General features: G+C 75.0%; 23 protein-coding genes and 1 riboswitch. Of the genes, 15 read left to right on the top strand and 8 right to left on the bottom strand.

Annotation, left to right across the window (positions count from 1 at the left end; genetic code table 11):
* Positions 1-188 precede the first annotated feature (188 nt).
* From C1708_RS22945 to C1708_RS22915, 8 genes are all read left to right on the top strand, one after another.
* The gene (locus C1708_RS22945; RefSeq protein ID WP_106414439.1) at positions 189-839 is read left to right on the top strand and encodes a TetR family transcriptional regulator; all 651 of its coding nucleotides are present in this window, start codon (positions 189-191) and stop codon (positions 837-839) included.
* 534 nt (positions 840-1,373) lie between these two features.
* On the top strand, positions 1,374-1,523 hold the full coding sequence (locus tag C1708_RS34055; protein ID WP_157951288.1) for a hypothetical protein: 150 nt from the start codon (positions 1,374-1,376) through the stop codon (positions 1,521-1,523).
* Positions 1,524-1,694: 171 nt separating this feature from the next.
* Positions 1,695-1,765: riboswitch (cobalamin riboswitch) on the top strand.
* A gap of 130 nt (positions 1,766-1,895) precedes the next feature.
* On the top strand, positions 1,896-3,122 hold the full coding sequence (locus C1708_RS22940; RefSeq protein ID WP_106414438.1) for an SCO2321 family membrane protein: 1,227 nt from the start codon (positions 1,896-1,898) through the stop codon (positions 3,120-3,122).
* Positions 3,119-3,778: an SCO2322 family protein gene (locus C1708_RS22935; protein ID WP_106414437.1), complete on the top strand. Its 660-nt coding sequence runs from the start codon at positions 3,119-3,121 to the stop codon at positions 3,776-3,778. The genes C1708_RS22940 and C1708_RS22935 overlap by 4 nt, the downstream gene beginning before the upstream one ends.
* Positions 3,771-4,955 (top strand): energy-coupling factor transporter transmembrane component T, encoded by a 1,185-nt coding sequence (locus C1708_RS22930; RefSeq protein WP_106414436.1) that lies wholly within the window; start codon positions 3,771-3,773, stop codon positions 4,953-4,955. The genes C1708_RS22935 and C1708_RS22930 overlap by 8 nt, the downstream gene beginning before the upstream one ends.
* Positions 4,952-6,616 (top strand): ABC transporter ATP-binding protein, encoded by a 1,665-nt coding sequence (locus tag C1708_RS22925; RefSeq protein WP_106414435.1) that lies wholly within the window; start codon positions 4,952-4,954, stop codon positions 6,614-6,616. Before C1708_RS22930 ends, C1708_RS22925 begins: the two co-directional genes overlap by 4 nt.
* Positions 6,613-7,458, top strand: a complete 846-nt coding sequence (locus C1708_RS22920) for an ECF transporter S component (RefSeq protein WP_106414434.1) — start codon at positions 6,613-6,615, stop codon at positions 7,456-7,458. The genes C1708_RS22925 and C1708_RS22920 overlap by 4 nt, the downstream gene beginning before the upstream one ends.
* 306 nt (positions 7,459-7,764) lie before the next feature.
* On the top strand, positions 7,765-8,193 hold the full coding sequence (locus C1708_RS22915) for an aggregation-promoting factor C-terminal-like domain-containing protein (protein ID WP_106414433.1): 429 nt from the start codon (positions 7,765-7,767) through the stop codon (positions 8,191-8,193).
* Here C1708_RS22915 and C1708_RS35200 read toward each other — a convergent pair.
* Positions 8,108-8,845 carry a hypothetical protein gene (locus tag C1708_RS35200; RefSeq protein ID WP_241911319.1) on the bottom strand — a complete coding sequence of 246 codons (738 nt, stop codon included), beginning with the start codon at positions 8,843-8,845 and terminating at the stop codon, positions 8,108-8,110. The genes C1708_RS22915 and C1708_RS35200 overlap by 86 nt on opposite strands.
* Before the next feature lie 64 nt (positions 8,846-8,909).
* Between C1708_RS35200 and C1708_RS22905 the strand changes: the two genes are divergently transcribed.
* Positions 8,910-10,547 (top strand): DUF8823 domain-containing protein, encoded by a 1,638-nt coding sequence (locus tag C1708_RS22905; RefSeq protein WP_241911318.1) that lies wholly within the window; start codon positions 8,910-8,912, stop codon positions 10,545-10,547.
* Here the strand turns inward: C1708_RS22905 and C1708_RS22900 are convergent.
* A complete protein-coding gene (locus C1708_RS22900; RefSeq protein ID WP_106414431.1) occupies positions 10,501-12,600 on the bottom strand; it encodes a bifunctional glycosyltransferase 87/phosphatase PAP2 family protein in 2,100 nt (699 codons plus the stop codon). The two genes, C1708_RS22905 and C1708_RS22900, sit on opposite strands and share 47 nt — an antisense overlap.
* A gap of 390 nt (positions 12,601-12,990) precedes the next feature.
* On the opposite strand from C1708_RS22900, the gene C1708_RS22895 reads away from it, so the two are divergent.
* On the top strand, positions 12,991-14,394 hold the full coding sequence (locus C1708_RS22895; protein ID WP_106414430.1) for an MFS transporter: 1,404 nt from the start codon (positions 12,991-12,993) through the stop codon (positions 14,392-14,394).
* An 80-nt stretch (positions 14,395-14,474) separates the two neighbouring features.
* Positions 14,475-15,152, top strand: a complete 678-nt coding sequence (locus tag C1708_RS22890) for an O-methyltransferase (protein WP_106414429.1) — start codon at positions 14,475-14,477, stop codon at positions 15,150-15,152.
* Between the two features lie 27 nt (positions 15,153-15,179).
* Here C1708_RS22890 and C1708_RS22885 read toward each other — a convergent pair whose 3' ends face one another.
* Positions 15,180-15,572 (bottom strand): FHA domain-containing protein, encoded by a 393-nt coding sequence (locus tag C1708_RS22885; RefSeq protein ID WP_106414428.1) that lies wholly within the window; start codon positions 15,570-15,572, stop codon positions 15,180-15,182.
* Positions 15,573-15,675: 103 nt separating this feature from the next.
* Between C1708_RS22885 and C1708_RS22880 the strand changes: the two genes are divergently transcribed.
* Positions 15,676-16,116 (top strand): DnaJ family domain-containing protein, encoded by a 441-nt coding sequence (locus tag C1708_RS22880; protein ID WP_106414427.1) that lies wholly within the window; start codon positions 15,676-15,678, stop codon positions 16,114-16,116.
* Here the strand turns inward: C1708_RS22880 and C1708_RS22875 are convergent.
* Together C1708_RS22875 and C1708_RS22870 are read right to left on the bottom strand one after the other, a co-directional pair.
* Entirely contained in the window at positions 16,105-16,896 is a 792-nt protein-coding gene (locus C1708_RS22875) for a hypothetical protein (protein ID WP_106414426.1), read from the bottom strand. The genes C1708_RS22880 and C1708_RS22875 overlap by 12 nt on opposite strands.
* A 5-nt stretch (positions 16,897-16,901) precedes the next feature.
* Positions 16,902-17,558 carry a hypothetical protein gene (locus C1708_RS22870; RefSeq protein WP_106414425.1) on the bottom strand — a complete coding sequence of 219 codons (657 nt, stop codon included), beginning with the start codon at positions 17,556-17,558 and terminating at the stop codon, positions 16,902-16,904.
* A gap of 177 nt (positions 17,559-17,735) precedes the next feature.
* Between C1708_RS22870 and C1708_RS22865 the strand changes: the two genes are divergently transcribed.
* Positions 17,736-18,230, top strand: a complete 495-nt coding sequence (locus C1708_RS22865) for a GNAT family N-acetyltransferase (protein WP_106414424.1) — start codon at positions 17,736-17,738, stop codon at positions 18,228-18,230.
* A 21-nt stretch (positions 18,231-18,251) separates the two neighbouring features.
* Here C1708_RS22865 and C1708_RS22860 read toward each other — a convergent pair whose 3' ends face one another.
* Positions 18,252-20,351 carry an MDR family MFS transporter gene (locus C1708_RS22860; protein ID WP_106414423.1) on the bottom strand — a complete coding sequence of 700 codons (2,100 nt, stop codon included), beginning with the start codon at positions 20,349-20,351 and terminating at the stop codon, positions 18,252-18,254.
* Positions 20,352-20,510: 159 nt separating this feature from the next.
* Between C1708_RS22860 and C1708_RS22855 the strand changes: the two genes are divergently transcribed.
* A complete protein-coding gene (locus C1708_RS22855) occupies positions 20,511-22,028 on the top strand; it encodes a peptidoglycan-binding domain-containing protein (RefSeq protein WP_106414422.1) in 1,518 nt (505 codons plus the stop codon).
* Between the two features lie 30 nt (positions 22,029-22,058).
* Here the strand turns inward: C1708_RS22855 and C1708_RS22850 are convergent, their stop codons facing one another.
* Positions 22,059-22,724, bottom strand: a complete 666-nt coding sequence (locus C1708_RS22850) for an HAD-IA family hydrolase (protein WP_106414421.1) — start codon at positions 22,722-22,724, stop codon at positions 22,059-22,061.
* Positions 22,725-22,928: 204 nt separating this feature from the next.
* On the bottom strand, positions 22,929-23,510 hold the full coding sequence (locus tag C1708_RS22845) for a TMEM165/GDT1 family protein (RefSeq protein WP_106414420.1): 582 nt from the start codon (positions 23,508-23,510) through the stop codon (positions 22,929-22,931).
* Between the two features lie 434 nt (positions 23,511-23,944).
* On the opposite strand from C1708_RS22845, the gene C1708_RS22840 reads away from it, so the two are divergent.
* The gene (locus tag C1708_RS22840; RefSeq protein ID WP_106414419.1) at positions 23,945-24,589 is read left to right on the top strand and encodes an HNH endonuclease family protein; all 645 of its coding nucleotides are present in this window, start codon (positions 23,945-23,947) and stop codon (positions 24,587-24,589) included.
* Positions 24,590-24,632 lie beyond the last annotated feature (43 nt).

Genomic DNA, 24,632 nt, shown 5'->3' with positions numbered 1-24,632 from the left:
CTGCACTGTCCCGCGACAGTACGACGGGACGCCGATCTAGAACAAGTTTCAGAGTTGATCGTTCGGAGGATCCGAATCTACCGGCAGGTAAGGAGGCCGGCAGCGGTGGATCAGGTGATTCACGCCACGGCGGACGCCGTGCCATGCTGTCCGATCATCGATCCTCACCGACTGTCACGGACGGACCCATGCCCGCGGATGCCCACAGGACCAAGGCGGCGCCGGACGCCGGGCGCGCCGACCCGGCCTCCCCGCTCACGGAGCGGCAGGAGGCCCGGCGGCGGCGCATCCTCGAGGCGTGCGCGCGGCTCGCCTCGCGGGGCGGCTTCGACGCGGTGCAGATGCGCGAGGTCGCGGAGTCCTCGCAGGTGGCGCTCGGCACGTTGTACCGGTACTTTCCGTCGAAGATCCACCTGCTGGTGGCCACGATGCAGGACCAGCTGGAGCACCTGCACGCGACGCTGCGGAAGAAGCCGCCGGCCGGCGAGACGGCGGCGGAGCGGGTCGCCGGGACGCTGATGCGGGCGTTCCGCGCGCTGCAGCGCGACCCGCACCTGGCGGACGCGATGGTGCGGGCGCTGACCTTCGCGGACCGCAGCGTGAGCGCGGAGGTGGAGCAGGTCTTCCGACGGACGACGGCGATCATCCTGGACGCGATGGACCTGGCCGACCCGACGTCCGAGCAGCTCTCGGCCGTGCGGGTGGTCGGGCACACCTGGCACTCGACGCTGATCACCTGGCTGTCGGGGCGCGCCTCCATCGCGCAGGTGAGCGCGGACATCGAGACGGTGTGCCGGCTGATCGACCTGACGGCGCCGCCGGCCTCCGGCCAGCCCTGACGAAATTCTCGACGGCGCTTCCGGTACCGGCGTCCGCCTCCTCTCACCTGCCGCTCCTCGGCCGTCCCGGCGTCCGGCGTGCGTGAACGGTGGACCACCCGTTCCGCCCTCCGCATGGTCACCGCAGACATTCGGAGCCGGTTCCGAGGCTTTTGCATCGCCTTCCGCGCCACCCCCACCGCACCACGCTCACCCGGTCCGCACCACGGGATCCGCCGGAGAAGGGATGACATGAACATGCTCGGGAAGGGAACGACGGAGCCGCACCGGAGAGCCGGGGGGCGCCCCTGCCCGCGCGGCGCCGGCCGCACACCACCCTGGGCGGCGACCCGGGTGACCCCGGCGACCCCGGCGACCCGGGCGATCCGAACGCGGCCCGCACCGCCGCCCACACCACGGCCGAGCAGGGGAACGGCGGCTGCAACGGCAGGGTGACGATCACCGCGGGCCGCTCGCCGCTCTCGAGCTGGAGCGTGGACCTCACCCTGAGCCCGTCGCAGCGGGTGGTCTCGGTGGGGAACGGGTCACCCGCCTATGACAGCCGAAGCTGGCGGCGGCACCGTCATGACCGTCCGGCCCACGTGGGACGGCTCCCTGGCGGCCGGCGCCTCGGCCGGCTTCCGCTTCACGGTCGACGGGGCCTCCGCCTCCCCGCCGCAGACCGGCGCCTGCACCGCCTCCTGACCCGCCCGCCCCTCCCCCTCGGCCCGCGCCCGTCCCACGGGTGCGGGCCGTCCCACGGGCGCCGTGACCCCGGTCACCCCCCGCCTCCCCGCCCCTCCCCGCGCACGCGGCCACCCCGGAAGCCCGTTCGACGGGCGGGTAGAGTGGCCGCGTCGTATCACAGTCGTACGGGGGGAAGCCGGTGCGAATCCGGCGCTGACCCGCAGCCGTGAGCCGTCGCGAGACGGTGAGCCGGAATGCCCCGCACGGATCGTGACCGGCTCACGTGCCCGGCGTTCCGCCGACGCACGGGCACCGTCGAGGTATACGGAGCCGAGCCGCCGGGGTGTCCCGCGCTGCCCGGCCCTTTTCAGGGAGAGGCACCCGCCCGTCATGAACGTCCGCCGCAGCGCAGCGGTGCTGGTCGCCGTCGCCGTCCTCGGCGCCGCCGCACCGGCCGCAGCCGACTCGTCCCCGTCACCGTCCCGGCCCGCGCTGCCGTCCGCGCTGTACGGCGACGCCGACCCGCAGTACGACGGGGTGTGGCGCCAGTCGCTCGCCCTGCTCGCCCAGCACGCGGCCGGCGCCGAGCCGCCGAAGGCCGCCGTCGGCTGGCTGGCCGGCCAGCAGTGCGCCGACGGTTCCTTCGCGCCGTTCCGGGCCGACCCGTCCGCCGCGTGCGACGCGAAGACCATGGTCGACACCAACCAGACCGCCGCCGCCGTGCAGGCGCTCGCCGCGCTCGGCGGCCACGACGCCGTCACGGAGAAGGCCGTCGGCTGGCTGAAGTCCGTGCAGAACGAGGACGGCGGCTGGGGCTACACCGCGGGCGGCGCCAGCGACACCAACTCCACGTCCGTCGTCATCGGCGCGCTCGCCGCCGCCGGCGAGGAGCCCGGCGCGGTGAGGAAGGGCGGCAAGTCCCCCTACGACGCGCTGCTCGGCCTGGAGCTGCCCTGTACGGGCGAGGGCGCGGGCGCGTTCGCCTTCCAGCCGGAGAAGGACGGCTCGCTGACCGCCAACGCCGACGCCACGGCGGCGGGCGTGCTCGGCGCGCTCGGCAAGGGCCTGCTGGTCGAGCCCGGCGAGGGCGACGGCGCCGCGGCCGGCGCCTGCGTCAAGGCCACCACCCCGGAGCAGGCCGCCGCCAACGGCGCCGCCCACCTCACCGACGCGCTCGCCGCCAAGGGACACCTCCTCGCTGCCACGCCCGGCGGCGAGGAGCAGCCCGACCACGGCAACACCGCCGACGCGGTGATCGCGCTCGCCGCGCGGGGCGACACGGCGCAGGCGGAGAAGTCGCTGGCCTGGCTGGAGAGGAACGCCGCGGACTGGGCCGCGCAGAACGGGCCCGGCGCCTACGCCCAGCTCGTCCTCGCCGCCCACGCGACGGGCGCGGACCCGCGCGCCTTCGGCGGCGCCGACCTGGTGGAGCAGCTCCAGGCCACCGGCCCGGCGCAGGAGCGCACGGCGGCGGACCAGCGCGAGGGGGACGCGGAGAACGCGGAGAAGGCGGGCTCCGCGTCCGTCGTGTGGTGGATCGCCGGCGGCGTCTGCCTGGCCGCGGCCGCCGGCGCCGGCTTCCTGGTCGCCGCCCGCGCCAGGAGGCGGCAACCGTGATCCGCCGGGTCACCGTGCTCTTCCTGGCCGCACTGCTGCCCCTGCTGGCGGGCGCCGGCCAGGCCCAGGCCGCCGGGTACCGCTACTGGTCCTTCTGGGAGCGGGACGGCTCGGCGTGGACGTACGCCACCGTGGGGCCGTCGCTGTCCCGGCCCGCCGACGGCGACGTCCAGGGCTTCCGCTTCTCGGTCAGCGAGGACTCCGGCGACGCGGCGAAGCCGCGCGGCACCGCCGACTTCGACGCGATCTGCGCGAGGACGCCCGCGAAGGACGGCACGAAACGGGTGGCGCTGGTCCTCGACTTCGGCACGCCCGCCGACGCCCCGTCCGGGGAGCGGCCCCCGGCCGGCCGCACGGCCTGCGCGCAGGTGCCGAAGGACGCCACGGCGGCGGAGGCGCTGGCCTCGGTCGCCGAGCCGCTGCGCTACGACAGCAACGCGCTGCTGTGCGCGATCGCGGGCTACCCGGCGAAGGGCTGCGGCGAACAGGTGGCCGGGGACGGGAAGGAACCGGCATCCGGCACGGCGTCCGGCCCGGAGGAGACCTCCGCGCGGGACGACGGCGGCTCCGGGCCCTCGGTGGGACTGATCGCCGGTGCGGCGGTGGTGGTCGTGCTGGGCGCCGCGGCCGTCTGGCAGGTCCGCCGCCGTGCGTGAGTCACGCGGCTCCGGTCGTCCGGGCCTCGCCCGGCCGCGCCCGGAGCGGGGGGCGCCGCCCGCCGGCGTCCCCGTCCCGCGCTCGCGCCGCACCCAGCCGCACCCCGGCGCGTGGTGGCTGTGGGCCCTCGCGCTGGGCACCGCGGCCACCCGCACCACCAACCCGCTCCTGCTCGCCCTCCTGATCACCGTCTCCGGATACGTCGTGGCCGTCCGCCGCCCGCACACGCCGTGGGCCCGCTCCTACGGCGCCTTCGTGAAGCTCGCCGCCGCCGTGCTGGTGCTGCGGCTCGCCTTCGCGGTCGTCCTCGGCTCGCCGATCCCCGGCACCCACACCCTGTTCACGCTGCCCGAGGTGCCGCTGCCCGACTGGGCGCAGGGCATCCGCCTGGGCGGCCGGGTCACCGCCGAGGGCCTCGTCTTCGCCCTGTACGACGCGCTGCGGCTGGCCGCGCTGCTCATCTGCGTGGGCGCCGCGAACGCCCTGGCCAGCCCGTCCCGCCTGCTGAAGTCCCTGCCGGGCGCCCTGTACGAGCTGGGGGTGGCCGTGGTGGTGGCGCTGACCTTCGCGCCGAACCTGATCGCCGACGTACGGCGGCTGCGCGCCGCCCGCCGCCTGCGCGGGCGCCCCGACAAGGGCGTGCGCGGTCTGGTCCAGGTGGGGCTTCCGGTCCTCGAAGGCGCCCTGGAGCGCTCGGTGTCCCTGGCCGCCGCGATGGACGCGCGCGGGTACGGCCGTACCGCCGAGGTGCCGCCCGCCGTGCGGCGCGCCACCGCCGCCCTCACGCTGGGCGGCCTGCTCGGCGTCTGCGCCGGGACGTACGGGCTGCTCACCGCCGAGGGCGACAGGTACGGGCTGCCCGTGCTGCTCGCCGGTCTGGCGTCCGCGCTGGCGGGCCTCCGGCTCGGCGGGCGGCGCACCCTGCGCACCCGCTACCGCCCGGACCCGTGGGACGCCCGCGCCTGGCTGGTCACCGCGTCCGGCGCGGCCGTGGCGGCGCTCCTGATCCTGGCCGGCTCGCTCGACCCCGGGGGCCTGAACCCCGGTGTGGTCCCGCTGGAGCCGCCCGCCCTGCCCCTGTGGCCGGCGGCGGCCGTGCTCGTCGGCCTGCTGCCCGCCTTCGTCACCCCCGCCCCCGAGGCGGTCCGCGACCCCCGCGAGGAGCCGACGACGTGATCCGCTTCGAGAACGTGTCGGTGACCTACGACGGCGCGGCAAAGCCCTCCGTGCGGGACGTCGACCTGGAGGTCCCCGAGGGCGAACTGGTCCTGGTGGTGGGCCCGTCCGGCGTCGGCAAGTCGACGGTGCTGGGCGCGGTCAGCGGACTGGTGCCGCACTTCACCGGCGGCACCCTGCACGGCCGGGTCACGGTCGCGGGCCGCGACACCCGCACCCACAAGCCGCGCGAACTCGCCGACGTGGTGGGCACGGTGGGCCAGGACCCGCTGTCCCACTTCGTGACGGACACCGTGGAGGACGAACTCGCCTACGGCATGGAGTCGCTGGGCCTGCCGTCGGACGTGATGCGCCGCCGGGTCGAGGAGACCCTGGACCTGCTGGGCCTGGCCGGCCTGCGGGACCGCCCGATCTCCACGCTGTCCGGCGGCCAGCAGCAGCGGGTGGCCATCGGCTCCGTCCTCACCCCGCACCCGAAGGTGCTGGTCCTGGACGAGCCGACGTCCGCCCTGGACCCGGCGGCCGCCGAGGAGGTCCTGGCGGTCCTCCAGCGCCTGGTGCACGACCTCGGCACCACGATCCTGATGGCCGAGCACCGCCTGGAGCGGGTCGTCCAGTACGCCGACCAGGTCGTGCTGCTGCCGGGCCCCGGCGAGCGCCCGTGGATGGGCGCTCCGGCGGAGGTCATGGCGGTCTCCCCGGTCTGCCCGCCGGTGGTCGAGCTGGGGCGCCTGGCCGGCTGGTCCCCGCTGCCCCTGACGGTCCGCGACGCCCGCCGCGGGGCCGCGCCGCTGCGCGAGCGCCTGGAGGGGGAGCGGCCCGGGCGGGACACCGCCCCGCCGCGGCCCGCGTCCCCGGTGAAGCGCCGCTTCGGACGCGCGAGGAAGGAGAACGCCGACGCCCCCGAGCCGGTGGCGGAGGTACGGTCCCTCGCCGTCCGCCGCGACCGCGTGCGGGCGCTGGCCCACGTGGACCTCACGGTGTCGCCCGGCGAGACGATCGCGCTCATGGGCCGCAACGGCGCGGGCAAGTCGACGCTGCTCGGCGCGCTGGTGGGGCTGGTCCCCCCGTCCTCCGGGTCGGTCCGCACCGGCGGCGCGGTCCCGCACCGCACCCGCCCCCGCGACCTGGTCCGCAAGGTCGGCCTGGTCCCCCAGGAGCCCCGGGACCTGCTGTACGCGGACACGGTGGCGGCGGAGTGCGCGGCCGCCGACCGGGACGCGGAGGCGGAGCCCGGCACCTGCCGCGCGCTGCTCACCGAGCTGCTGCCGTCGGTGGCCGACGACGTCCACCCCCGCGACCTGTCCGAGGGCCAGCGGCTCACCCTCGCTCTCGCGGTGGTGCTGACCGCACGGCCGCCCCTGCTGCTGCTCGACGAGCCGACCCGCGGCCTGGACTACGCGGCGAAGGCCCGGCTGACGGCGATCCTGCGCGGGCTGGCCGCCGAGGGCCACGCCATCGTCATGGCGACGCACGACGTGGAGCTGGCGGCGGAACTGGCGCACCGGGTGGTGCTGCTCGCCGAGGGCGAGGTCATCGCCGACGGCCCGTCGGCGGAGGTGGTCGTGGCGTCACCGGCGTTCGCCCCGCAGGTGGCGAAGATCCTGGCGCCGCAGCCCTGGCTCACGGTCGCCCAGGTGAAGGAGGCGCTGGAGCGATGAGCACGCCGACCCCCGCACGGCCGGCGGACCGCCAGGTCCGCGCCCTGCGTCTGGGCCCCCGCTCCTGGCTGGCGCTCGCCCTGGTGAGCGCGGTGGGCGTGGCCGGGTTCGGCTGGCCGTTCCTCGCCCCGCCCGAGTCGGCGGTGAGCGCGCACGCCTCCGACGCGCCGTGGCTGTTCGCCGGGCTGCTCGTCCTGCTGGTCGCCGTGGTGGCGTCGGCCCTGTCGGAGTCGAGCCTGGGCGCGAAGGCGGTGGCGATGCTCGGCGTCCTCGCGGCGGCGGGCGCGGCCCTGCGCCCCATCGGTGCGGGCACGGCCGGGCTGGAGCCCATGTTCTTCCTGATGGTGCTCAGCGGCCGGGTCCTCGGACCGGGCTTCGGCTTCGCCCTGGGCTCGGTCACGATGTTCGCGTCCGCGCTGCTCACCGGCGGGGTGGGCCCCTGGATGCCGTTCCAGATGCTGGCGATGGGCTGGTTCACCATGGGCGCGGGCCTCCTGCCGGGCCCCGACCGGCTGCGCGGGCGCGCGGAGGTCTGGATGCTCGCCGTGTACGGCTTCCTGGCCGCCTTCGCCTACGGCACCGTGATGAACATGGCGGGCTGGCCCTTCATGTCGGCGCTGGCCTCGGACATCGCCTTCGACGGCGACGACCCGGTGGCCGCCAACCTGGCCCGCTTCGTCGCGTACTGCCTGGCCACCTCCCTGGGCTGGGACCTGGGGCGGGCCGTCGTCACGGTGGTGCTGACGCTCACCGCCGGGGCGGCGGTGCTGAGGGCGCTGCGCCGCGCCACGCGCAGGGCCGCCTTCGAGGCGCCGGTCACATTCGGCGACACCCCTCGGTAGGCGTTCGTACGCACCGCGCACGCGAGTCGGTGAAGCACCCCACATGACCCGGGTCACATACGAAGGGACACCGTAGACGCGCGGCGGAGTCACTCGATGCCGGCCCGCCCGAAACCGGACCTGGCGGGCCCCTGCGCCCGCTTCCCTCCGACCGCGGGTAGTAAAAGGGACCTTTGCGGGCAAACGCCGGATTTGTTTCTGTGGAGCGGTCGCCGGGCGCCGACGTCCCCACGGGGCTCGGCGCCGCTGCGTGCCCCGCCTCTCGGCGAGGCCGCGACTCCCCCGCTTCCGACCGAAAGGCCGCCTGTGTCCGCCGCTTCCCTCCTCCGCTCCGTCGCCACCCCGAAGAAGGCCCTCGCCGGTGCCGTCCTGACGGCCGCCACGTGCGGCACGCTGATCGCCGCCGCGCCCGCGCAGGCCGCGACCACGGCGGCGCCCGCCTCGGCCGCCTCGGCCCAGGCGACCGCGAAGAAGATGATCGGCAACTCGGCCGAGTTCCAGTGCTTCTCGAACATCGTGTCGCACGAGAGCAGCTGGAACCCGCAGGCCACCAACGCCTCCAGTGGCGCCTACGGCCTGGTCCAGGCGCTCCCGGCCGCCAAGATGGCCTCGGCCGGCTCCGACTGGAGGACCAACCCGGCCACCCAGATCAAGTGGGGCCTGGACTACATGAAGGACCGCTACGGCAGCGCCTGTGACGCCTGGTCCTTCTGGCAGGCCAACCACTGGTACTGATCCTCCCGGCCACCCCCCGTACCGAAGGCGGCGACCCCCCGATCCCCGGGGCCGCCGCCTTCGCCCGCGTCCGGCCCGGCGCCTGCGTCCGGCCCGGGACGAGCGGGAGCCGCTCGCCGAGGCCGCCCGGCGCGGTGCGGGCGGCCGCCGGCGTCCCCGGTCCCACAGGGCGGTACGGCTGGATCTCCCCGGCCGCCCGCAGCCACGCCATGAAGTCCTCGACGAGCGCGGGCGGGTCGGCGGCCTCGGTGGCGTGCACCTCCCAGCCGGGGCGTGCCATGTCCAAGGCGACGACCGGCAGCGGCCGGCCGAGGACGCGCTCGATCACCCCGTCGGCGTGCAGGTGCCGGGCCAGGTCGATCACGGCGTCGCGGAAGTGCGCGCGCAGCAGGCGGGCCCGGGCGGCCACGTCCTCGTCGTCCAGCACCCGGTCCAGGCCGGACCCGCCGTCGTACCAGGCGCCGAGGCGCCGCACCTCCTTGACGTACACCTGGCTGCCGACCGGGTCCTCGGGGACGTCGCCGAGCCTCTCGAAGTCCTCGAGCAGCCAGGAGGCGTAGTTCCAGCGCGCCTCGCCGTCGTCGTCCGGGCCGCGGTCCGCAGACGGGCGAGGAAGGTCTCCGGTCGATCCGTCATCCGAGGAGCATTCCACCCGTCAACGACAGACGACGGGACCCCCCTGCGGAGTGAACGCCGGTACGGAGTATGACGTCTTCATGATCGTGCCCTCTGCCGACCTCGCCCTGATCCAGCGCCCGGACACGGTTCCGCCGCGGAGGTCACCCCTCCGCGCCTTCTGCCGGCGTCATCGCGTACCGCTCCTGGCCACGCTGCCCGTGCTGCCGCTGTACGCGCTGTGGTGGGCCGTGCTGGCCACCGGCGGCGGTGACCTCGCCGCCCAGGACGCGTGGGCGGGGTTCGCCGCGCGGCACGGCACCTCGGCGTACAACCTCTTCTGGTACGGCGGCATGCACACCGCCAACTACAGCCTGATATCGCCGTACTTGATGGCGGCCGTCGGGGTGCGGGCGCTCACCGTGGCGTCCGGGGCGGCCGCCACCTGGATCGCGGCGGTGCTGATCGGACGCGTGCTGCCGCGCCGGCCGCTCGCTCCCGCGCTGCTCGCGGCGCTCGGCCTGTGGGGCAACGTGGCCTCGGGGCGCACCACGTTCGCCCTCGGGGTGGTCTTCGGGCTCGCCGCGTGTCTGTACCTCACCGGGCGGAAACGTCTCGTCCTCGCCGGTTCCCACGCCGCCCTCGCCACCATGGCGTCCCCGGTCGCGGGCCTGTTCCTCGCCGTGGTCGGCGCCGGGTACGCGCTGGTGCGGCGGCCGGGTCCCGCCGCCGCCCTGCTCGTCCCGCCCGCCCTGGTCGTGGGCGCGACCAGTCTGCTGTTCCCTTTCCAGGGCGAGCAGTTGATGCCCGCGGGCCGCATAGGGATACCCGCGACGCTCGGGATCGCCGTCGCGGTGCTGTCGCCGCCGTCCTGGCGGGTGGCGCGGTGGAGCGGCGTCGTCTACGCGGCCGGGACCGTGCTGGTGTATCTGATCCCCTCCCCCATCGGCACGAACGTCGAGCGGTTCGCCGAGTACGCCGCGCCGGTCGCACTGCTGGTGGCCCTGCTGCCGCAGCCGCGGCTGCGGCCGGTGCGGCGCGCCCTGCTGGTGGCCGCGCTGGTGTTCTCCGCCGGGTGGACCGGCAAGAAGACCGTCGACGACCTGAAGGTGTCGACGGACGTCCCGGCCTGGGCGGCGCAGACGGACGGCGTCGTCCGGGCCCTGGAGTCGCTCGGCGCGGACCGGACGCGGGTGGAGGCGGTGCCCGCCCGCAACCACCGGGAGGCGGTGGCGCTCGCCCCGCACGTGCACCTCGCGCGGGGCTGGAACCGGCAGCTCGACGTGGAGCGGGCCCGGCTGTTCTACGACGGCTCGTTCTCCGCCGCCTCCTACCGGGCGTGGCTGGACCGGTGGGCGGTCGGGTTCGTCGTGCTGCACGACGGCAAGCCCGACGGGTTCGCCGAGGAGGAGGCGCGGCTGGTGCGGGAGCGGCGGCCCGACTGGCTGGTGCCGGTCTGGCGGGACGCGCACTGGCAGGTGTTCCGGGTCCGGGACGCCGTGCCGCTGGTGTCCGCGCCGGGGTCGGTGGTGCGCACCTCCGGCGCGGAACTGGTGCTGCGGGTGGCGCGGCCCGGCACGGTGACCGTGCGGATCGCGTACTCGCCGTGGCTGCGGGTGGACGGCGGCGGATGCCTGTCCCGCGCGGGCGAGTTCACCCGGCTCACCGTGTCCGCGCCCGGCGAGTACCGGATCAGCTCGGAGTACGGTCCTTCTCCGGCGCCGGCGGCTCGCTGCTGACCTCCTTCTCCGCCTTCTCCTCCTCCTGCTCCTCCTTCTCCTTCTCCGCCTCTGCCGCCGCCGTGACCGTGCGGGCGCGCGGGCCCTGGAACAGGTAGGTCAGGCCGAAACCGGCGCCGACGACGACCGCGCCGCCGACCGCGTCCAGGATCCAGTGGTTGCCGGTGGCGACGATCGCGGCGGCCGTGAACAGCGGGTGCAGCAGGCCGAGGGTCTTCATCCACGCCTTGGGCGCGATGATCGCGATCACCAGACCGCACCACAGCGACCAGCCGAAGTGCAGCGACGGCATCGCCGCGTACTGGTTGGTGAGCGCGGTCAGCGTGCCGTAGTCGGGCTGGGAGAAGTCCTGCACGCCGTGGACCGTGTCGATGATGCCGAGGTCCGGCATCAGGCGCGGCGGGGCGAGCGGGTACAGCCAGAAGCCGACCAGGGCGAGCAGCGTGGCGAAGCCGAGGGCGGAGCGCGCCCAGCGGTAGTGGACGGGGCGGCGCCAGTAGAGCACGCCGAGCACGGTCAGCGGCACGGCGAAGTGGAACGACGTGTAGTAGAAGTCGAAGAACTCCCGCAGCCAGCCGATCTTCACCACGGCGTGGTTGACCGCGTACTCGATGTCCAGGTGGAGCACGCGCTCCAGGTCGAGGATCTGCCGGCCGTGCTCCTCGGCGCGGGCGCGGCCCGCCGAGTTGCTGCCGCCGGTCGCGGCGAGCCGCACCTTGGCGTACCCGGCGTAGGTGACGCGGATGAGCAGCAGCTCCAGCAGCAGGTTCGGCCGGATCAGCACCCGCCGCAGGAACGGCAGCAGCGGCACGAAGGCGAACCGGGCCGGCACGGGCGGGGCGTACGGCGTCGGCACCGGGTCGCGGAAGTACGGCGAGGTGCGGCTGAGGAACGGCACGGCGGTGGCGGCGGCCAGCGCGGCGAGCAGCACCACGTTGTCCCGCAGCGGGTGCAGGAACGCCATGTTCGGCAGCATCATCTTGGCCGGCAGCGTCATCACCAGGACGACGGCGACGGGCCACACCAGCCGGTCGCGGGCGCGCGTGCCGACCCGGCCGACGACGGTGAACAGCACCCAGAGCAGCTGGTGCTGCCAGGCGGTCGGGGACACCGCTATGGCGGCGCACCCGGTGATGCCGACGGCGAGGAGGAGCTGGCCGTCGCGGGCGTAGTGGACGGCCCGCTTCAGCCCGAGGGTGACGACGGCGGCGCCCAGCAGCAGGAACAGGGCGATCTCCAGCGGACCTTCGAGGCCGAGGCGGAGCAGCGCGCCGTGCAGGGACTGGTTGGCGAGGGCGTCGGCGGGGCCGCCGAGGCCGGCGCCCGCCAGGTGGTGCACCCAGTAGACGGCGGAGTCCTGGGGCATGGCGGCCCAGGCGAGCGCGGTGGCCGTGGCGAAGGTGACGGCGGTCGCGGTGGCGGCCTGGCGGCGGCCGGTGAGCCACAGCAGCGGCGCGAAGAGCAGCAGGGTCGGCTGGAGGGCCGCCGCGACGCCGACGAGGACGCCGCCGGCCCGCTGCCCGTGCGCGACGAAGCAGCCGAGCAGGACGAGCAGCACCGGGATGATGCTGGTCTGGCCGAGCCAGAGGGTGTTGCGCACCGGGAGGGACAGCATGAGCAGGCTGACCGCGACGGGCGCGGCGAGCAGCGCGGTGCGCCGGCCGACCGGCTGCGGCAGGGCGCGGACGGCGACCAGCGCCAGGGCCACGACGAGCAGCAGGGTGCCGAAGGTCCAGCCCCAGCCGAGGGCCTGCTCGGCCGATCTGGTGAGCGGTTTGAGGACCAGCCCGCCGAAGGGCGTGCCGGTGAACTCGGTGGAGTCGTAGAGGGATCCGCTGACGTGCAGCACGCCCTCGGGGCCCACCCAGGTCTCCAGGTCGGTCAGGCGTTCACCGCTCGGGGTGGTGAGGACGAGGGCGACCTGGCGCACCGCGAGGACGGCGGCGACCAGCCACAGTCCGAGGCGCGCCGCCCGCAGCCGCGCCCGGGTGCCGCCCACGGCCGTCGCGCCGAAAGCCTCGGCCGGTCGCCCAGTGTGTTCCGCATTCGCCACGCCTCGTCGGCCTCCCGCCCCGATTTCGCCCCGCGCGTCCCGTGCGGGGGCTTCGTCGTGCGCAGCCTACGAGGCGCGCACCCCTCGACAAGGACGCCGGATACCGCCGCTTCACCTGACGGCCCGCTCTCTTTTGTCCGGATGACGATAGTCCGAGGGGGACGAGGTTGCCCCGGCGGGACGCGAGAAGCATCACAACCGGCCATGCGGAACGGCGGCCCCGGTGGCCGCGACGTGCCTGGACACAGCACATTTCCATGCAATATGCATCTATCTCCGTACGGTACGTAACGGGGGAAACGCCGCCTATCGTCACTGGCTTCGGCCCGCCCGACAACGCCGCCGCGCGGACCCGTCCCCGTCCCCGACGAAAGGCAGGCGAGCGAAGTCTTGTCGACTGCTCCCGTCGCCCCCCGCTCCGTCACCCCCGGCACGGCACAGGCGTCCGACCCCTCCGCCGGTCCCCCGACGGTCACCGACCCCGCGCTCGTCAGGCGTGCCGTGAAGGCGGCCGCGCTCGGCAACGCGATGGAATGGTTCGACTTCGGCGTCTACAGCTACATCGCCGTCACCCTGGGCAAGGTCTTCTTCCCCTCGGGCGACGCCACCGCCCAGCTGCTCTCCACGTTCGGCGCCTTCGCCGCGGCCTTCCTGGTCCGCCCGCTCGGCGGCATGGTCTTCGGCCCGCTCGGCGACCGCGTGGGCCGGCAGAAGGTCCTCGCCCTCACGATGATCATGATGGCCGCGGGCACCTTCGCCATCGGCCTGATCCCCTCCTACGCCGCGATCGGCGTGGGCGCCCCGATCCTGCTGCTGGCGGCCCGCCTGGTGCAGGGCTTCTCTACCGGCGGCGAGTACGCGGGCGCCTCCACCTTCATCGCCGAGTACGCCCCCGACAAACGGCGCGGCTTCCTCGGCAGCTGGCTGGAGTTCGGCACGCTCGCCGGGTACGTCGGCGGCGCGAGCCTGGTGACGCTGATGACCGCGCTGCTGTCCACGGACGCCCTGCTCTCCTGGGGCTGGCGCATTCCGTTCCTGATCGCCGGACCGATGGGCGTCATCGGCCTCTACCTGCGCATGCGGCTGGAGGAGACCCCCGCCTTCGCCGCCGAGGCCGCCAAGTCCGGGACCGAGCGCCCGAAGGTGCCGCTGCGCGAGATGATCACCGGCCAGTGGCGCGCGCTGCTGCTGTGCGTCGGCCTGGTGCTGGTCTTCAACGTCACCGACTACATGCTGCTGTCGTACATGCCGAGCTACCTCACCGGCGAGCTGGGCTACGACACCACGCACGGCCTGGTCGTCGTGCTCGGCGTGATGGTGCTGATGATGGCCGTCCAGCCGTTCGCAGGCGCGCTGACCGACCGGGTGGGCCGCCGCCCGGTGATCGCGGCCGGCTGCGCCGGGTTCCTCGTGCTGTCCGTGCCCGCGCTGCTGCTGATCCGCGACGGCGGACTGCTCGCGGTCGCCGCCGGCCTGGGCGCGCTCGGCCTGCTGCTGGTCTGTTTCACCGCCGCGATGCCGTCCGCGCTGCCCGCGCTGTTCCCCACCCGGGTCCGCTACGGCTCGCTGTCCATCGGCTTCAACGTCTCGGTGTCCCTGTTCGGCGGCACCACCCCGCTGGTGGTCACCGCCCTGATCGGCGCGACCGGCGACGTGATGATGCCCGCCTACTACATGATGGCGGCCGCCGTGATCGGCGGGTTCGCGGTGTGGCGCATGGCCGAGTCGGCGGGCCGCCCGCTGCCCGGCTCGCCGCCGTCGCTCGAGCCCGGGACACACCCGGAAAAGGTCTGACGGCCCGGCGCCGCACCCCGTATCTTCGACAGCCGATCCGGTCGGGCGGGACCGGGCGGCCCGACGGAAGGCACACCCGCATGAGCGAGGCGCGGACCTGGAACGCGGTGGACGACTACCTCACCGGGCGGCTCCTGGGCGACGACCCGGACGAGGCCCTGGCGGCGGCGCTGCGCGACAGCGACGCCGCCGGTCTCCCGCCCATCGCCGTCTCCCCGCTCCAGGGCAAGCTGCTCCAGCTCCTCGCCCAGCTCCAGGGCGCCCGGCGCGTCCTGGAGATCGGCACGCTCGGCGGTTACAGCACCATCTGGCTGGGCCGCGCCCTGCCCGCCGACGGACGGCTGGTGACCCTGGAGCACGCCCCCCGGCACGCCGAGGTCGCGCTCCGCAACATCGCCCGCGCCGGTCTCGCCGAGCGGGTCGAGGTGCGGGTCGGTCCGGCGCTGGAGTCGCTGCCGAAGCTCGCGGACGAGCACCCGCCGCCGTTCGACCTGGTGTTCATCGACGCCGACAAGGCGAACAACCCGCACTACGTCGAGTGGGCGCTGCGGCTGACGGCCGCGGGCAGCCTGATCGTCCTCGACAACGTGGTGCGCGGCGGCCGGGTCGCCGACCCCGCGAACACCGACCCGGACGTGGTGGGCACCCGCGCCGCCCTGGACCTGTTCGGCAGCCACCCGCGGCTCAGCGCCACGGCGCTGCAGACGGTCGGCGCCAAGGAGTACGACGGCTTCGCGCTGGCGCGCGTGGTGGGCTGAGCGGGCGGGCGGCCCGCGCCCCGCGGCTCACACCTCGTGGTAGAAGCCCACGTTGACGCTGCGCGGGGCGGCGCGGTCCTGGATCACGATCTCCCCGCTGCCGCCCCGGGGCAGCGGCACGGTCCCGCCGTACGCGACCGGCCGGGCGTGCTCCCCGACGGTCAGCCGCACCTCGGACGACGGCTCCGGCAGCGAGCCGCGCAGCCAGGTCAGGTGCCAGCCGCCGTCCTGCGCGCACCGGAACTCCAGGTGCACGCGGGACACGAACAGCCAGTCGTCGGGCGTCGTCAGCCGGCACAGGGACGTGTCCCGGCCCACCCGCAGCACCGTGCCCGGCTCGCTGGGCGCGTCGGCCATGAGCATCCCGGCCGTCGCGCCCGCTTCCGCCGCGGACACCGCGGCCATGGTGAGTTCGAGCACGTGCGCTCCTCCTGAGAGGTCCTGGGGGCCGGAGCGGCCGGATCGGCTGCCCGCCGCCGCATGATAAAACGCCCGGCCGTACCGCGTCCGGCACAATGGCCTCATGACCGAGCGGAAGCCACCCGGCGTCGACTTCGAGAGCTGGGTCGACAAGCAGATCCGTGACGCCGACGCGCGCGGGGAGTTCGAACGGCTCGAGGGCGCGGGCAGACCGCTGCCGCGCGAGGTCGAGAGCGCCTACGACGAACTGTGGTGGGTGAAGCGGAAGATGGCCCGCGAGGGCATGTCGGTGCTGCCGCCGACGCTGGCCCTGCGCAAGGAGGCCGAGGACGCGCTGGAGGCGGCGCTCGCGGCGCCCTCCGAGCGGATCGTGCGGAAGATCCTCGCGGAGATCAACGCGAAGATCAGCGACATGATGTTCAAGCCGCCGCCCGGCCCCCCGCTGGGCAAGAAGCCGTACGACGTCGAGGACGTCGTACGCCGGTGGCGGGAGCGCCGGGCGGCGTCGGACGGACAGGGCGGGCGGGACGGCTCAGACGGCTAGCAGGCGCTCCGCCAGTTCGCGGTAGTCCCGCAGCGCGAGCCGCAGTTGCTCGGTGTCGGCGGCCGGCGCGGAACCGTCCTTCGGGTCGCCCTGGGCGGGCGTCCGCCAGTTCTGCGCGAGGGCACGGCGGCGCTCGGTGAGCGCGTCGGTCAGCCGCTCGGTGAGCTCGTGCAGGACGAGGTCCGCCTCCTCGACGGCGTCCCGCGGCCGGTCCACGAACCCGGCCACGGCCTGCCGCAGCCGCGCGGAGAGACGGTCACAGGTGTCGTCGGGGAGCAGACGGGCGTCGGGGCCGTGGTGACCGGTGTGCCCGGCCCCTCCCTTCGCGCCGGGCGCGGAGCCGTGGTCGCCGGTGCCGTCCGGTCCGGCGCCGGGCGTGTGGGCGCCGGTGCCGTCCGGTCCGGGCACGGCGGTGCGGCCGGTCGTGCCGGGTGCGGTGCCGTGCGTGCCGGCGCCGGTCTGCGGGTGGGCGGCGACCAGCGGGCTCCGGGACCCGGCGGAACCGGTCTCCGTGCCGCCGGGACGGTGAGCGGTGTCCGTGCCTCCCGGGAAGGTGTCCGTGCCGTGCGGGGCGTCCGTGCCGCCGAGGCCGGCGGTGGAGTCCGCGCCCCCACGGCTCGGGGAGGTGTCCCCCGTACGGGCGGCGTCCGTCTTGCGGTCGGGCGTGGCCGCCTCGTGGCCGGGGTCCGCGGAAGCGGGGCCGGTGGCCGGGGCGTCCGGGGCGGCCCCCGGACCCCGGGGGATCCAGGTGTCCTGGGTGTGACGGGGTGCGTCGGGCATGACGATCAGCTCTCCTTCGCCTGGCGGCGGTGCAGCAGCGACGGGGTGCGCTGCCCGCCGCGGTGGGCGGCGGGGGCGGCGGCACGGCGTGCGCCGTCCTGCCGCGACGGCCGGACCAGTTCCTCGAACAGCGCCCGCGCCTCGACCATCGCCTCGCGCATCTCCTCCGTGCCGGCGCTGCCGTCGTGCGCGCCGTCCGGGTGGGCCCGCGCGACGCGGTGCACGCGGCGGTAGCCCTCGACGTGGTGGGCGTGGTGCACGGACAGCGCGGCGACCTGCTCCTCGTACTGCTCGCCGGCGGGGAAGCCGCGCGTGCCGGCGAGTTCGGCGATCAGCCGGTCCGCCTCGACGACCGCCTCGCGCGGAGCGTCGACGAACCGCTCCTGCGCGGCCGTCCAGCGCGCCTCGTAGCGCTCACGCTCGGCCGGCTCCAGCGGCCGTACCTGGAGGGAGCCGTGGCGCTCCACGCGCTCGGCCAGCTCCCGCTCGGCGGCCCTGGTGTCCCCGTCGTGCCGTGCGACGGCACGCTCGTACTCGGGACCGAAGCGCCGCTTGAGGTTCGCTCCGTGCCGCGGGCCGCGTGCGCGCAGGGTCAGGACGACCGCGACGGCGACAACGACCGCGACAATCACGATCAACGCAATGATCAGGCCAGTGGACATGATGCCTTCCGGGGGTTCTCGTCCCAACCGGCACTCCTCGCGAGCCGGTTCGCCCATCGGGTTGCCCGATGCACCGCGCACAAACTGCACGGCGCAGAGGCCCGCCCCCGCCACCGGCGTCCCCCGCCGCCCCGACCCGCTCGCGCGGACGTCCTGTCGGGGACCGACAATGCCGCCATGACCTGGACCGTCGCCCCGGAACGCCCCGACTCGCCCGCCGCCCTCGCGCTCTGGCGGGCGTACTGCACGGAGGTCAGCGACCGCTGGTATCTGCGGCACGAGGGGCGCCGGACCGACCCGGACGAGCTGGAGCGGGAGATCGCCGCCGCGTCGGGCGCCGACCTCGTCCCGCCGCGCGGGCTGCTGCTGATCGCGCGGTACGCGGGCGCGCCGGCGGGCAGCGCCGGGATCCGGCTGTCACCGGACGGCACGGCCGCCGAGCTGACCCGGGTGTTCCTGCAGGAGCGGATGCGCGGCCGGGGCGGTGCGGCGCTGCTGGTGCGGGCCGCCGAGGAGGCGGCGCGGGCCCGCGGCGCCCGCCGGATGATCCTGGACACCCGCGGCGACCTGGTCGAGGCCCGCGCCCTGTACGCCCGCCTCGGCTACACGGAGACCGAGCCGCACAACGACGAACCGTACGCCGAGCACTGGTTCGCCAAGCGGCTCGCCTGAGCCCGGGCGGGCAGGCGGTCCTCAGCGCGCCGGGGTCACCGCGCGGGCGCCCCGGGGGCGTTCCTCACGGGAGCCGCACAGCTCGTCGTTGAGCTCGTGCACGAGCTGCACCAGGTCGGTCGGGCGGTCCGCCCCCCACCAGTCGCCCAGCAGCTCGGCCAGCGACTCCTCGCGCGCCCGTGCCAGCCGTTCGCTCACCTCGCGGCCCTCGTCGGTGAGCACCATGTCCACGCCCCGGCGCACGGCGAGGTGCCGGCTCTCGACCTGCCGCGACGCCTCCAGGACGACGTCCAGCGGGACGGGGTTGCGCTCGGCGAGCCGGGCCGGTTCCACCGAGCCGTGGCGGCGCATCCGCAGCAGCAGCCAGCTCGACGCGGGCAGCAGGTCGTAGCCCGCGCGGTCGGTGATCCTCCGGTAGATCTCCCGGCGCCCCTCGCGGGTGGCGAGCACCGACAGCGCGCGGCACACCTCGTCGTGCGAGGAGCGCTCCACCGGGTTCGGGGCCAGGGTCTCGGAGGCGTCGGGCGCGGTGACCGAGGCGCGCAGCGGGTCCTCCTTGAGGAACCAGGCCAGCGCGAAGCCCAGCAGCGCGATCGGCACGGCGTACAGGAAGACGTCGGTGATGGCCGTGGAGTAGGCGTCCAGCGCGGCGGGGCGCAGGGCGGGCGGCAGCGCGCCGATGCCGCGCGGGTCGGCCTCCAGCGTCCCGGGCGAGACGCCGGGCGGCAGATCCGCGCCGCGGAAGGCGGCGGTGAGCTGGTCGTCGAGCCGGCCCGTGAAGATCGCGCCGAACACGGCGACGCCGAACGAGGCGCCGATGGACCGGAAGAAGGTCGCCCCGGAGGTGGCGACGCCGAGGTCCTCGTAGGGGACGGCGTTCTGCACGATCAGCACCAGGACCTGCATGACCAGGCCGAGGCCGAGGCCGAAGACGAAGAAGAACGCGCTCATCACCGCGGTGGAGCTCTGCGTGTCGAGCTGGTGGAGCAGCAGCAGTCCGACGGCGGTGACGGCGGTGCCCGCGATCGGGAACACCTTCCAGCGGCCGGTGCGGCTGACGATCTGCCCGGAGCCGGTGGAGGACAGCAGCATGCCCGCCACCATCGGCAGCATGTGCACCCCGGACAGGGTCGGGCTGATGCCGTGGACCACCTGGAGGAAGGTCGGCAGATAGGTCAGCGCGCCGAACATCGCGAAGCCGACGATGAAGCTGATCACGGCGGACAGGGTGAAGGTCCGCACGCGGAACAGCTTGAGCGGCAGCACCGGTTCGGCGGCCCGGCGCTCCGCCGCCACGAAGGCGACGATCAGCACGGCGCCCAGCACCGCGAGTCCGATGATCTGCGGCGACGCCCAGGCCCAGGTGGTTCCGCCGAGGGAGGCGACCAGCACCAGACAGGTGGCGACGGAGGCGATGAGGAAGGTGCCCAGGTAGTCGATCACGTGCTTGGCCGACCGGCGGGGGATGTGCAGCACGGCGGCGATGACGGCGAGCGCGACGATCCCGACGGGCACGTTGATGTAGAACACCCAGCGCCAGCTCAGATGCTGGGTGAACAGCCCGCCGAGCAGCGGCCCGAGCACGCTCGTCGCGCCGAACACCGCCCCGAACAGGCCCTGGTAGCGGCCGCGTTCGCGGGGCGGCACCAGGTCGCCGACGATCGCCATCGACAGCACGATCAGTCCGCCGCCGCCGAGGCCCTGCAGCGCGCGGAACCCGATCAGCTGGGGCATGTCCTGCGCCACCCCGCACAGCACGGACCCGACCAGGAAGATGACGATGGCGGTCTGGAAGAGACGCTTGCGGCCGTACTGGTCGCCGAGCTTGCCCCACAGCGGGGTCGCGGCCGTGGACGCCAGCAGGTAGGCGGTGACCACCCAGGACAGGTGCTCCAGGCCGCCCAGCTCACTGACGATGGTCGGCAGGGCGGTGGAGACGATCGTCTGGTCGAGGGCGGCCAGCAGCAGGCCGAGCAGCAGCGCGCCGATCGACAGCAGGACGCTGCCGGACACCTGGTCCTCGCCGGCGCCGCCCGTCCCCGTCGAACCGTCCGGCGGTGCGGGCCGTGCGGGTCGTGCGGATCCCGTGTCCGACGCCGAACGGTGCGCGTCCCCGGCCATGCAGACCTCCAGAGGTTCTCGTTCCACCCTCCATCGTGATCGGAGTGACCGCATATGGCCTGTTGAGTCCTACCGGAAGTTCTGATTCCGGGGGCGCGCGGACGCGAGTGTGAAGATGATCTGCATAATCTCTGGAGTTCGCGAGGGGAGGGACGACACGTGGACCAGCCGGACGGGCACCCGTGCCCGGAATGCGGTGCGCCCAGGAACACCGACAACACTCCGTCGTGCGGCTGCACCCGACGCGCCTCCGACGCCCTCCGCGACGCCCGCACGGCGGAGGCGGCCGCGGCGGAGGACTTCGACCCCCTGCGGATACGCCCCTACGTCGACCTGAACGGCCGCCCGGGCAGCACTACGCCGGACGGGTCGCCCCAGGCGACGGAACCGGGCGCGCCGCCCGCCCCCGAGGCGCCCGAGGCCTCCCGGACACCCGTGAGCGGGGGCGCGGGAGCGCCCGACGCCACCACGGCCCCGGAGGCCGTACGCCCCGACGTCGCGGGGACCGGCAGGGCAGCGCCCGGCTCCGCGGCCGCGTCCGGAGCGGGGGGAGCCGGAGCGGGGGATGCCGCCGGCGCCGGGGCGACGCCCCGTACCGGAGCACCCCGCGCGGGGGCCGCGCGCACCGGCGGCCACGCCGACGCGGCACCCGGCGCCGCCGACCGGGCCGGCGCCGGCGCGCCCGGCGGACGGCGGGCGCCGGCGGAATCCGCCGGCCCGGAGGCCCCCGACGCCACCATGACGCTGCGCGCCGTCCGCCCCGCCGGCGCGGCGCCCGACGCCGAGGAGTCCGGCGCCGCAGCCGCGCCCGGCGCCCCCGCCCCGGCGGCCGCCCCCGGACTCGACGACGCCACGGCCGTGCGGAAGACCGTCGCCCCCGGCGCCGACGACCGCACGTCCGTGCTGCCCACGCCCCTCGCCCCCGGCACCGCACGGCCGAACGCCGACGATCTGGGCCTCTTCGACGACGCCACGCGTCCGCTCCGCGCGGTGCCCGCGGAAGCGGCGGTGCCCGCGGAAACGGCGGTCCCCCGGCCCGACGCCACCGCGCCGCGCGACCGCCGCAGGCGCGGCGCGCTGATCGCGGCGGCCGGCGCGGCCGTGGCCGTCCTGGGCGCGGCGGGCTGGGCGAGCGGGCTGTTCTCGTACGACACGCCGTCGCGGAACACCGCCGCCCCGGACGACATCAGGGCGAGCGTGCCGGACGCGTCGTCCGCGGCCCCCTCGGCGGAGCCGTCCCCCGACGCCTCGTCCGCCTCCCCCACCGCGTCCGCGTCCGCGTCGGGCTCCCCGTCCGCGAGCGCGAGTGCGAGCGCGTCCGGGTCCCCGTCGCCCTCGGCGTCCAGTTCCGCGCCGAGCCCGTCCGCGTCCGCCGAGCCGTCGGCGACCCCGTCGGCCGGCGCCGCGTCCTCCGCGCCCGCGGCGGCCCCGGAGCCGGAGGAGCCGGTCGGCGCCGCCCCCGTGCTGCGGCGCGGCGACCGGGGACCGGGGGTCGTCGAACTCCAGCAGCGTCTGCGCCAGTTGTGGCTGTACCACGGCGACCTCGACGGCCGGTACAGCCACCGGGTGGAGGAAGGCGTGCGCCACTACCAGTGGTCCCGCGGCATCACCGAGGAACTGGGTGTGTACGGCCCGCAGACCCGCAGCCGCCTGGAGACGGAGACCCAGGCGCCCTGACGGGACCGCGTCACCGGAGCCGGTCGCCCCTCACGCGGAGATGTGCAGCCGGATCGTCCCCTCCGGCGTGCGCTCGACCCGCACCTGGGTCAGGTCCCGGACGACGACGTCCGGCTGGTGGAAGCCGGCCCGCGGGCCGATGCCGACCACCCGCATCCCGGCGGCGCGCCCCGCGGCGATCCCCGCGCCGGAGTCCTCGAAGACGACGCAGTCGGCCGGGTCGACGCCCAGCTCCGCCGCGCCCTTCAGGAAGCCCTCCGGGTCGGGCTTGCTCGCGCCGACCGACTCGGCGGTGATCCGCACCGCGGGCTGTTCGAGCCCGGCGGCGGCCATCCGCGCCGTGGACAGGGCGACGTCCGCCGACGTGACGAGCGCGTGCGGCAGCCCGTGGAGGGAGGCGAGGAACGCGCGGGCGCCCGGTATCGCGACGACGCCCTCGGTGTCCGCGGTCTCCTCCGCGAGCAGCCGGGCGTTCTCCGCGTGGTTCTGCTCCATGGGCCGGTCCGGCAGCAGCAGGGCCATGGAGGCGTACCCCTGCCGGCCGTGCACCACCTTCATGACCTCGTCGCCGTCCAGCCCGTGGCGCTCGGCCCAACGGCGCCAGATGCGCTCGACCGAGGCGTCGGAGTTGACGAGGGTGCCGTCCATGTCCAGCAGGAGGGCGCGGGCGGGGAGTACGGCGGTGGTGGCCGTCATCGGCTGCTCCAAGGCGGGGGGTACGGGACCGTGGGGACACGGATCCCGTGCGGACCGTGGGGACGGATTCCCTGCGGGACAGAGCGGCCCCGCCCGCCGGTCAGGGGAAGCGGGCGGGAGCCACTTTGTTCATCCACGGTACAAAACGTACCCCACGTCCCGCCACCACCCCCACGGGGTGTTCACCGACGGGACGGCCCCCGGTCACCCGGCGACCGCCTCCCACAGGCTCCACACGCCCAGGCCCAGCATGAGCAGCGCCGCGATCCGCGTGATCAGCTTCAGCGGCACCCGCTTCATCAGCGCCTTGCCGCCGACGATGCCGAGACCGGCCACCGCCCACAGCGCCAGCACGGCCCCCAGGCCCACGGAGAGCGGGTCGTCGTAGCGGGCGGCGAGGTTGGCCGTCATGATCTGTGTCAGGTCGCCGAACTCGGCGACCAGGATGAGCATGAACCCGGCCCCGGCGACCTTCCAGAAGGACTGGTCCTCCGGCTTGCGGACCTCCTCCTCGCCCTCGTCCTTCTTGAGCAGCAGCATCGCCGCGCCGGCGAGGAAGAGCACACCCGTGAGCGCGTGCACGAGCTGCTGCGGCAGCAGGGTCAGCACGCTGCCCGCCGCCACGGCCAGCGCGACGTGCACCGCGAAGGCGGCGGCGACGCCGGCGAAGACGTAGGAGGCGCGGTAGCGGGTGCCGAGGACGAGGCCGGCGAGCGCGGTCTTGTCGGGCAGTTCGGCCAGGAAGACGACGCCGAAGACGACGGCCGTCACGGTCAGGCTGATCAACGGTTCCTCGATCGGTCGGGGCCGCCCCGCCGAGAGTGATGAGCTTGCGCGCAAGACGCCTCGGCACGGCAGCACACTTCGACGCCCGTGCCGTACGGCGCGAGCGTGCACTGCTTGCCGAAGGTCTCGCCGGCAGGACCCTCACGGGTCTGCCTCCGGGCGCCGGCTCAGGCGGGCTGAGCAGTATGTCGACGGTCCGGCACAGGGCTACTCCCCTTCTGCGCCGTCCATCGTACGCGAGGTCCGCCCGGACCCGGGAGACGGGCGCCGGACCCGGCCGCGCACACCGCCGTGCGCGGAAACTTCACACCGAACCGTAGACGTGTCATGAGCGCGTCATTAGCTTCTTACCGGACCCTCGCCTCCCGGCAACACGGCGCCGCGAGCATTCCCCCGCACGCACGCCAACGCCCGCATCCCTCAAGGGAGTTCGCATGTCGAAGCTCTACGCGCGTCGACGGCTCAGCATAGCCGCGGCGCTCACCGGACTCATAGCCTCCGCCGGGCTGTTCAACGCCCCGGCCGCCTCCGCCGCCCTCCCCACCCCGGTGAGCGCCGCCACCGCGCGCGGCTACCTCGCCACCCTCCCCGTGCGCACCGAGAGCCGCACCGGCTACGACCGCGACCTGTTCCCGCACTGGGTCACGATCAGCGGCAGCTGCAACACCCGCGAGACGGTCCTCAAGCGCGACGGCTCGAACGTCGTCACCGACTCCGCCTGCGCCGCCACCAGCGGCAGCTGGTACTCCCCGTACGACGGCGCCACCTGGTCCGCCGCGTCCGACGTGGACATCGACCACCTGGTGCCGCTCGCCGAGGCCTGGGACTCCGGCGCGGGCTCCTGGACCACCGCCCGGCGCCAGGCCTTCGCCAACGACCTGACCCGCCCGCAGCTCCTCGCCGTCACCGACAACGTCAACCAGGCCAAGGGCGACCAGGACCCCGCCACCTGGATGCCGTCCCGCACGGCCTACCGCTGCACGTACGTCCGTGCGTGGGTCCAGGTGAAGTACCACTACGACCTGGCCGTCGACTCGGCCGAGAAGTCCGCCCTCCAGGGGTACCTCAACAACTGCTGAGGCAGCGCGGTCCGAGCCGCCGGGTGCGCCGATCTCCCCGGTG

The sequence above is a fragment of the Streptomyces sp. DH-12 genome, assembly GCF_002899455.1.
In the GTDB taxonomy this organism is placed as follows: domain Bacteria; phylum Actinomycetota; class Actinomycetes; order Streptomycetales; family Streptomycetaceae; genus Streptomyces.
The sequence above is the reverse complement of the archived record's forward strand: the minus strand, read 5'-3'. Positions and strand labels throughout refer to the sequence as shown.

What these genes read in the sequence shown, in the direction of transcription:
- C1708_RS22905 (WP_241911318.1), top strand. Translation starts at nt 8,910, where the DNA reads ATGATCGTGCCCTCTGCCGACCTCGCCCTGATCCAGCGCCCGGACACG.
- C1708_RS22860 (WP_106414423.1), bottom strand. Translation starts at nt 20,351, where the DNA reads ATGGCCGGGGACGCGCACCGTTCGGCGTCGGACACGGGATCCGCACGA.
- C1708_RS22865 (WP_106414424.1), top strand. Translation starts at nt 17,736, where the DNA reads ATGACCTGGACCGTCGCCCCGGAACGCCCCGACTCGCCCGCCGCCCTC.
- C1708_RS22940 (WP_106414438.1), top strand. Translation starts at nt 1,896, where the DNA reads ATGAACGTCCGCCGCAGCGCAGCGGTGCTGGTCGCCGTCGCCGTCCTC.
- C1708_RS22920 (WP_106414434.1), top strand. Translation starts at nt 6,613, where the DNA reads ATGAGCACGCCGACCCCCGCACGGCCGGCGGACCGCCAGGTCCGCGCC.
- C1708_RS22870 (WP_106414425.1), bottom strand. Translation starts at nt 17,558, where the DNA reads ATGTCCACTGGCCTGATCATTGCGTTGATCGTGATTGTCGCGGTCGTT.
- C1708_RS22840 (WP_106414419.1), top strand. Translation starts at nt 23,945, where the DNA reads ATGTCGAAGCTCTACGCGCGTCGACGGCTCAGCATAGCCGCGGCGCTC.
- C1708_RS22880 (WP_106414427.1), top strand. Translation starts at nt 15,676, where the DNA reads ATGACCGAGCGGAAGCCACCCGGCGTCGACTTCGAGAGCTGGGTCGAC.
- C1708_RS22850 (WP_106414421.1), bottom strand. Translation starts at nt 22,724, where the DNA reads ATGACGGCCACCACCGCCGTACTCCCCGCCCGCGCCCTCCTGCTGGAC.
- C1708_RS22890 (WP_106414429.1), top strand. Translation starts at nt 14,475, where the DNA reads ATGAGCGAGGCGCGGACCTGGAACGCGGTGGACGACTACCTCACCGGG.
- C1708_RS34055 (WP_157951288.1), top strand. Translation starts at nt 1,374, where the DNA reads ATGACAGCCGAAGCTGGCGGCGGCACCGTCATGACCGTCCGGCCCACG.
- C1708_RS22945 (WP_106414439.1), top strand. Translation starts at nt 189, where the DNA reads ATGCCCGCGGATGCCCACAGGACCAAGGCGGCGCCGGACGCCGGGCGC.
- C1708_RS22875 (WP_106414426.1), bottom strand. Translation starts at nt 16,896, where the DNA reads ATGCCCGACGCACCCCGTCACACCCAGGACACCTGGATCCCCCGGGGT.